The organism is Anaerobutyricum hallii DSM 3353 (genome assembly GCF_000173975.1).
GTDB lineage: Bacteria > Bacillota > Clostridia > Lachnospirales > Lachnospiraceae > Anaerobutyricum > Anaerobutyricum hallii.
In genome coordinates, this window is sequence record NZ_ACEP01000005.1 from 1 (window position 1) to 7,517 (window position 7,517).

7 protein-coding genes and 2 tRNA genes are annotated in these 7,517 nt (G+C 39.0%); 8 read left to right on the forward strand and 1 reads right to left on the reverse strand.

The window, feature by feature from the left end; all coding sequences use genetic code 11:
- Positions 1-2: 2 nt before the first annotated feature.
- The 8 genes from EUBHAL_RS00310 to EUBHAL_RS00345 all read left to right on the forward strand — a co-directional run bounded on the left by EUBHAL_RS00310 (position 3) and on the right by EUBHAL_RS00345 (position 7,173).
- Positions 3-73: transfer RNA gene (locus tag EUBHAL_RS00310), tRNA-Cys, on the forward strand.
- Positions 74-128: 55 nt separating this feature from the next.
- Positions 129-202, forward strand: a tRNA-Met gene (locus EUBHAL_RS00315).
- A gap of 853 nt (positions 203-1,055) precedes the next feature.
- Complete coding sequence (locus tag EUBHAL_RS00320; RefSeq protein WP_005343416.1) at positions 1,056-2,237, forward strand: acetyl-CoA C-acetyltransferase; 1,182 nt, start codon at positions 1,056-1,058, stop codon at positions 2,235-2,237.
- 130 nt (positions 2,238-2,367) lie between these two features.
- Complete coding sequence (locus EUBHAL_RS00325) at positions 2,368-3,153, forward strand: enoyl-CoA hydratase-related protein (protein ID WP_005343417.1); 786 nt, start codon at positions 2,368-2,370, stop codon at positions 3,151-3,153.
- 68 nt (positions 3,154-3,221) lie between these two features.
- Positions 3,222-4,061: a 3-hydroxyacyl-CoA dehydrogenase NAD-binding domain-containing protein gene (locus EUBHAL_RS00330; RefSeq protein ID WP_005343419.1), complete on the forward strand. Its 840-nt coding sequence runs from the start codon at positions 3,222-3,224 to the stop codon at positions 4,059-4,061.
- Positions 4,062-4,161: 100 nt separating this feature from the next.
- Positions 4,162-5,316: an acyl-CoA dehydrogenase gene (locus EUBHAL_RS00335; RefSeq protein WP_022170156.1), complete on the forward strand. Its 1,155-nt coding sequence runs from the start codon at positions 4,162-4,164 to the stop codon at positions 5,314-5,316.
- A 14-nt stretch (positions 5,317-5,330) separates the two neighbouring features.
- Positions 5,331-6,116 (forward strand): electron transfer flavoprotein subunit beta/FixA family protein, encoded by a 786-nt coding sequence (locus EUBHAL_RS00340; RefSeq protein WP_005343423.1) that lies wholly within the window; start codon positions 5,331-5,333, stop codon positions 6,114-6,116.
- A gap of 25 nt (positions 6,117-6,141) precedes the next feature.
- Positions 6,142-7,173, forward strand: coding sequence for an electron transfer flavoprotein subunit alpha/FixB family protein (locus tag EUBHAL_RS00345; protein ID WP_044921142.1), 1,032 nt, complete (start codon positions 6,142-6,144; stop codon positions 7,171-7,173).
- A 252-nt stretch (positions 7,174-7,425) separates the two neighbouring features.
- Here EUBHAL_RS00345 and EUBHAL_RS17090 read toward each other — a convergent pair whose 3' ends face one another.
- Positions 7,426-7,491: a hypothetical protein gene (locus EUBHAL_RS17090; RefSeq protein ID WP_334294419.1), complete on the reverse strand. Its 66-nt coding sequence runs from the start codon at positions 7,489-7,491 to the stop codon at positions 7,426-7,428.
- Positions 7,492-7,517: the final 26 nt, after the last annotated feature.

The following is a 7,517-nucleotide window of genomic DNA, read 5'->3' on the forward strand; positions in this document are numbered from 1 at the left end:
GTGGCGTCGTAGCCAAGTGGTAAGGCAGAGGTCTGCAACACCTTCATCACCAGTTCAAATCTGGTCGACGCCTCTTAAAAGAGACTAAGTGATTAGTCTCTTTTTAGTATTTCTTTTTAATTTAATATCGCGGGGTAGAGCAGTCTGGTAGCTCGTCGGGCTCATAACCCGGAGGTCGTTGGTTCAAATCCTTCCCCCGCAATTTGAGGAACATCGGTACATTGGTATCGGTGTTTTTTTATTTGTTTAAACTGACGCAATAGTAAAACCCGCTATAAGTCTATCTGTGACTTTAGTCGCGGCGTGTTGAATGTTCGCTTAGACGCTCGTATCCAACACTTGCTCCGAGGCCACAGATAGACTTATAGCGAGCTTTACTATTGCTGGCTTTGAAGGAAACAAAGTAAAAATTCTTAGATGTGCAACGATTCGATGTTGGGGAGAGTGTGTGAATTTAAAATATAGATTTTTTGGTATTGATTTTGTTAATATAATTACAATGATAAAAACAAATTGCAATACAAAATATACATAATTTCATCTACAGCTATCCGGGCAATTTTCAAATCCCTCCATATAGACATTCTAAACTAAATCCTTCCAACAGATAGAAAAGCCAGAGATACTTTATGTACCATATGCTTTATTTCACTGTGCAAAATGCCATAAAACTCACTCCAAAGCCACATCTGGCAGGTAAAGTATCTCTGGTTTTTCGTCTATTAGCCAACTCAGAATGTCTATTTCTTCACATATTTAGGCAGTTTTTTGTATTTTGTTTCCTTTTTTCACAAAATCAGAAAATTAATCAATAGAGAATGTCCATAGATATAAGAAGAAATAAAGGTAAAATTAATTAAAACAACGATGGATTTTGTATTCAAAAGTGACGAAACTGTGAATCTTTCATAAATGAAAATATTAATTAAAAATTTTTTTATAATCTTGTTGCAAAGCAAAGAAGATTGTGATAAGATTAACACATATCGTACTAGAAATGCTCTAGCAAAGCAACTATCAAATAATATTGATAACTTAAATGGAGGAATGAAACTATGGCAAAGAAAGTTGTATTAGCAGGTGCTTGTCGTACCGCAATCGGAACAATGGGTGGTGGATTAAGCACAGTACCAGCTGCAGATTTAGGAAGCATCGTAATTAAAGAAGCGTTAAAGAGAACTAACGTACCTGCTGATCAGGTAGACGAAGTATTAATGGGATGTGTTATCCAGGCTGGTCTTGGACAGAACGTTGCTCGTCAGGCTTCTATTAATGCAGGCTTACCAATCGAAGTACCTGCTGTAACAATTAACGTAGTTTGTGGTTCCGGTCTTAACTGTGTTAACCTTGCTGCTACAAAGATTTTAGCAGGTGAGGCTGATATCGTTATCGCTGGTGGTATGGAAAACATGTCATTAGCTCCATTCTGCTTAGACAAAGCTCGTTTTGGATACAGAATGAACAATGGCGTATTAAAAGACTGTATGGTTAACGATGCATTAACAGATGCTTTCAATCAGTACCATATGGGTATTACAGCTGAAAACGTTGCAGAACAGTGGCATTTAACAAGAGAAGAGTTAGATGAGTTCTCCGCTAATTCACAGCAGAAAGCTACAGCAGCTATCGAAGCTGGTAAGTTCAAAGATGAGATTGTTCCTGTAGAAGTTAAACTTAAAAAGAAAACAGTTGTTGTAGATACAGATGAGGGACCACGTCCTGGAACAACAGCAGAAAGTATTTCTAAATTACGTCCTGCTTTCAAGAAAGATGGTATCGTAACAGCTGCCAACTCTTCAGGTATTAACGATGGTGCTGCTTGTGTTGTTGTTATGAGCGAAGAAAAAGCTAAAGAATTAGGTGTAACTCCAATGGCTACATGGGTAGCAGGAGCATTAGGCGGAGTTGATCCTTCTATCATGGGTGTTGGACCAGTTGCTTCTACTAAGAAAGTTCTTGCAAAAACAGGCATGAGCATTGATGACTTTGACTTAATCGAAGCTAACGAAGCTTTCGCAGCTCAGTCATTAGCAGTAGGAAGAGAATTAGGAATCAACCCAGAGAAGTTAAATGTTAATGGTGGAGCTATTGCTCTTGGACATCCAGTAGGAGCATCAGGATGCCGTATCCTCGTTACATTATTACATGAGATGCAGAAACGTGATGCTAAGAAAGGTCTTGCTACACTGTGTATCGGTGGTGGTATGGGCTGCTCAACAATCGTTGAAAGAGACTAATCACGTATAGAATGATTACATATATCCGGGTTCGGTTTTCGAATCCGGTTATATCAATTACATAGTTTGTAACTATTTAATTATCTAGATTGAATAGTTAGCTAATGTAATCTGAAAGGAGATACATACAATGGGATTTATCGATTATGAAGTAGATGGCCAGGTTGGTATTATCACCATCAATCGTCCAAAGGCTTTAAATGCTTTAAACAGTGAAGTATTAAAAGATTTAGATGCAACTATTGATGCAGTAGATTTAGACGCAATCAGATGTCTTATCATTACTGGTGCTGGAGAGAAATCTTTCGTAGCAGGTGCTGATATCGGAGAGATGAGTACACTTACAAAAGCAGAAGGCGAAGCTTTCGGTAAAGCTGGTAATGATGTATTCAGAAAGATTGAAACACTTCCAATCCCTGTTATCGCAGCAATCAACGGATTCGCTTTAGGCGGTGGCTGTGAGATTTCTATGAGCTGTGACATCAGACTTTGCTCTGAGAATGCAGTGTTTGGACAGCCAGAAGTTGGTCTTGGAATCACACCTGGTTTTGGTGGAACACAGAGACTTGCTCGTATCGTAGGACCTGGAAAAGCAAAACAGTTAATCTATACTGCTCGCAATATTAAAGCAGCAGAAGCTTACAGAATCGGTCTGGTTAACGAAGTTTATCCACTCGAAGAGTTAATGCCTCAGGCTAAGAAGATGGCAAAGGGTATTGCAAAGAACGCACCTATCGCAGTTCGTGCATGTAAGAAAGCTATCAACGAAGGTTTAGAAGTAGGAATGGATGAAGCTATCGTAATCGAAGAGAAGTTATTTGGCAGCTGCTTCGAGACAGAAGACCAGAAATACGGAATGGCATTCTTCCTTGACAAAAACAAAGAAAAAGTAAAAGAGCCATTTAAAAACTGCTAATTAATCAATTATACATATTGTATTATTAATTATCGGAATACATTACATTTTATAGGAGGTTTTAAACAATGAAAGTTGGAGTTATTGGCGCAGGTACAATGGGATCAGGTATTGCTCAGGCATTCGCACAGACAGAAGGATACGAAGTATATTTATGTGATATCAACGATGAATTTGCTGCAAATGGTAAAAAGAAAATCGCTAAAGGATTTGAAAAGAGAGTAGCAAGAGGAAAAATGGATCAGGCTAAAGCTGATGCAATCCTTGCTAAGATTACTACTGGTACAAAAGATATCTGTACAGATGCTGATTTAGTAGTAGAAGCAGCTCTTGAAGTTATGGAAGTTAAACAGCAGACATTTAAAGAATTACAGGATATCGTTCCTGCAACATGTATGTTTGCAACAAATACATCTTCTTTATCTATTACACAGATTGGTGCAGGACTTGACAGACCAGTTATCGGAATGCATTTCTTCAACCCAGCTCCAGTTATGAAATTAATTGAAGTTATCGCTGGTCTTAATACACCAGATGAAATGGTTGAAAAGATTAAAGCTATCTCCGTAGAAATCGGCAAAACACCTGTACAGGTAGAAGAAGCTGCAGGATTCGTAGTTAACAGAATTTTAATCCCAATGATTAACGAAGCAGTTGGCATTTATGCTGATGGTGTTGCTTCTGTTGAAGGTATCGACACAGCTATGAAGTTAGGTGCTAACCATCCAATGGGACCTCTCGCTTTAGGAGATTTAGTTGGTCTTGATATCTGCCTTGCAATCATGGAAGTATTATATAATGAAACAGGAGATCCTAAGTATCGTCCACATCCATTATTAAGAAAGATGGTTCGTGGTGGAAAATTAGGTCAGAAGACTGGTATTGGATTCTACGATTACAGCAAATAATTAAAAAAGTGAATACGGCCGTGGGGACTATGCTCTGCGTCTCCACGGCTTTTAAGGTGGTTCTCCACCCCAATAACCAATTTATTATGGAGGAATGAAAATGGATTTCACATTAAGCAAAAAGCATGAAATGGCTAGACAGCTCTTTAAAGAGTTCGCTGAAAACGAAGTTAAACCTCTTGCTCAGGAGGTTGACGAGACAGAACATTTTCCAGAAGAAACCGTTGCAAAAATGCAAAAATTAGGTTTCATGGGAATTCCTGTGCCAAAAGAATATGGCGGACAGGGCTGTGATCCTTTAACATACATTATGTGTGTTGAAGAGTTATCTAAAGTTTGTGGTACAACAGGTGTTATTGTATCCGCACATACATCATTGTGTGCAGATCCAATTCTTACTTACGGTACTGAAGAACAGAAACAGAAATATCTTGTTCCACTTGCAAAGGGTGAAAAGTTAGGTGCTTTCGGTCTTACAGAGCCAGGTGCTGGTACTGACGCTCAGGGTGTTCAGACAAAGGCTGTTTTAGATGGTGACGAATGGGTATTAAACGGATCTAAATGTTTCATCACTAACGGTTCTTATGCTGATTACTATATTATCATCGCTATCACAAGTGTTGATACAGATGCAAGAGGAAGAAAGAAAAAGAAATTCTCCGCATTTATCGTAGAAAAAGGAACTCCAGGATTTACATTTGGTACAAAAGAAAAGAAAATGGGTATCCGTGGTTCAGCTACATATGAATTGATTTTCCAGGATTGTCGTATTCCTAAAGAAAATCTTCTTGGACCTATGGGCAAAGGTTTCGCAATCGCTATGCACACATTAGATGGTGGACGTATCGGTATTGCAGCTCAGGCTCTTGGTATCGCAGAAGGTGCTTTAGATGCTACAATTGCTTATGTTAAAGAAAGAAAACAGTTTGGCAGAGCAATTGCTGCACAGCAGAATACACAGTTCCAGCTTGCTAATATGGCTACACAGGTAGAAGCTGCTAAGTTACTTGTTTATAAAGCAGCAATGGCAAAAGCAACACAGAGAGTATACTCCGTAGAAGCAGCAAAAGCTAAATTATTTGCAGCAGAAACAGCTATGGATGTAACAACTAAGTGTGTTCAGTTACTTGGTGGTTATGGTTACATCAGAGAGTACGACGTAGAACGTATGATGCGTGACGCTAAGATCACAGAAATCTACGAAGGAACATCAGAAGTTCAGCGTATGGTTATTTCTGGTAACTTATTGAAATAAGGAGGGAAAATACTGTGAAAATCGTAGTATGTGTTAAACAGGTACCTGATACAAAAGGTGGAGTTAAGTTTAAACCAGACGGAACTCTTGATAGAGCAGCTATGCTTACTATCATGAATCCAGATGATAAGGCAGGTCTTGAAGCTGCCCTTAGAATAAAAGATGAAACAGGCGCAGAAGTAACAGTAGTTACTATGGGTCTTCCAAAAGCAGAAGAAGTTCTGCGTGAAGCTATGGCAATGGGTGCTGACAAGGGTATCCTTGTAACAGACCGTGTTTTAGGTGGAGCTGATACATGGGCAACATCTACAACAATCGCTGGAGCACTTAGAAATATTGATTATGATTTAATCATCACAGGTCGTCAGGCTATCGATGGTGATACTGCTCAGGTAGGACCTCAGATTGCTGAACACTTAGATCTTCCTTTAATTTCCTATGCTCAGGATATCAAAGTTGAAGGTGACAGTGTAATCGTTCAGAGACAGTATGACGACAGATATCATGTTTTAAAAGCTAAAATGCCATGTGTTATCACAGCACTTTCCGAATTAAATGAGCCACGTTATATGACTCCAGGCGGAATCTTTGATGCATATGATGCAGAAATTACTACATGGGGAAGAAAAGACCTTAAAGATGTTGATGACAGCAACTTAGGTCTTGCAGGTTCTCCAACTCAGATCGCAAAAGCTTCTGATAAAGTACGTAAAGGTAAAGGTGTCATGATGACAGCTGAAACAGCAGAAGAAGGCGTTGAGTACATCATGGACAAACTGTTAACAAAGCATGTTATCTAATTGTAAAGGAAATGTGGTGAATAGAATGAATTTAGAACAATATAAAGGTGTATTTATCTATGCTCAGCAGGTTGACAATAAGATTGATGCCATTGCTTTAGAATTACTTGGAAAAGCAAATGACCTTGCTGCAGATTTAGGAACAGACGTAACAGCAGTTTTAATCGGTTCTGACGTAAAAGGCTTAGTTGATGAACTTGCTGAATACGGCGCAGATAAAGTTATCGTAGTTGATGACCCTGAATTAAAAGAATACAGAACAGAGCCATATACACATGCACTGGCATCTGTTATCAACGAATACAAACCGGACATTCTTCTGGTTGGAGCAACAGCAATCGGTCGTGACTTAGGACCTCGTGTTTCTGCAAGAGTTGCAACAGGTCTTACAGCAGACTGTACTGTTCTTGAAATTGGTGAATTCAAAGCTCGTGGAGATAAAGAACCTCGTCAGGGTCAGTTATTAATGACTCGTCCTGCATTCGGTGGTAACACAATCGCTACAATCGCTTGTCCTAACCATCGTCCACAGATGGCTACAGTTCGTCCTGGTGTTATGCAGAAGAAAGAGCCTGTTGCAGGTGCAAAGGCAGAAGTTATTGAGTACAATCCAGGATTTACTCCAAATGACAAATATGTTGAGATTCTTGACATTGTAAAATCTGTTACAGAAACAGTTGATATCCAGGCTGCTAAGATTCTTGTATCTGGCGGACGTGGAGTTGGCTCTGCTGAGAACTTTGCATTATTAGACGATTTAGCAGAGGCACTTGGCGGAACAGTTTCCTGCTCACGTGCAGTTGTTGATAATGGTTGGAAACCAAAAGATTTACAGGTTGGCCAGACTGGTAAGACAGTTCGTCCTAATGTTTATTTTGCAATCGGTATTTCCGGAGCTATCCAGCACGTAGCTGGTATGGAAGAATCTGATATCATCATTGCTATCAATAAAGACCCAGATGCACCTATCTTTGATGTAGCTGATTACGGTATTGTTGGCGATGCATTAAAGATTGTTCCTAAGTTAACAGAGGCAATCAAAGCTCAGGTTAAATAATTTCAAATCATATCAGACTCATTAGATTATGTGAGTTACTGATTGAGGATTGAAACTTAGATTTTTTGTGGAAGTCTAGTATATGCATTCTCAGATGTTTTGTGTATTGACGATTCATTATTAAAAGAAGCATATAGGAGATTTGTGCTGAACTCTATAAAATGTATTTATGCAGGGAATCTTTTTGAAGATTCCCTGTTAAAGTGAGATAGTAGGACTACAGTTTATAACTGTGGTCTTTTTTACTTTCATTCAGTTGGCATAGCCCGCTACGCCGTCTTCATTCAGGAAAAATTCCCCACAAATTGTAACGCACATCTTGCAAAAGCATTTTTCAAACTCGC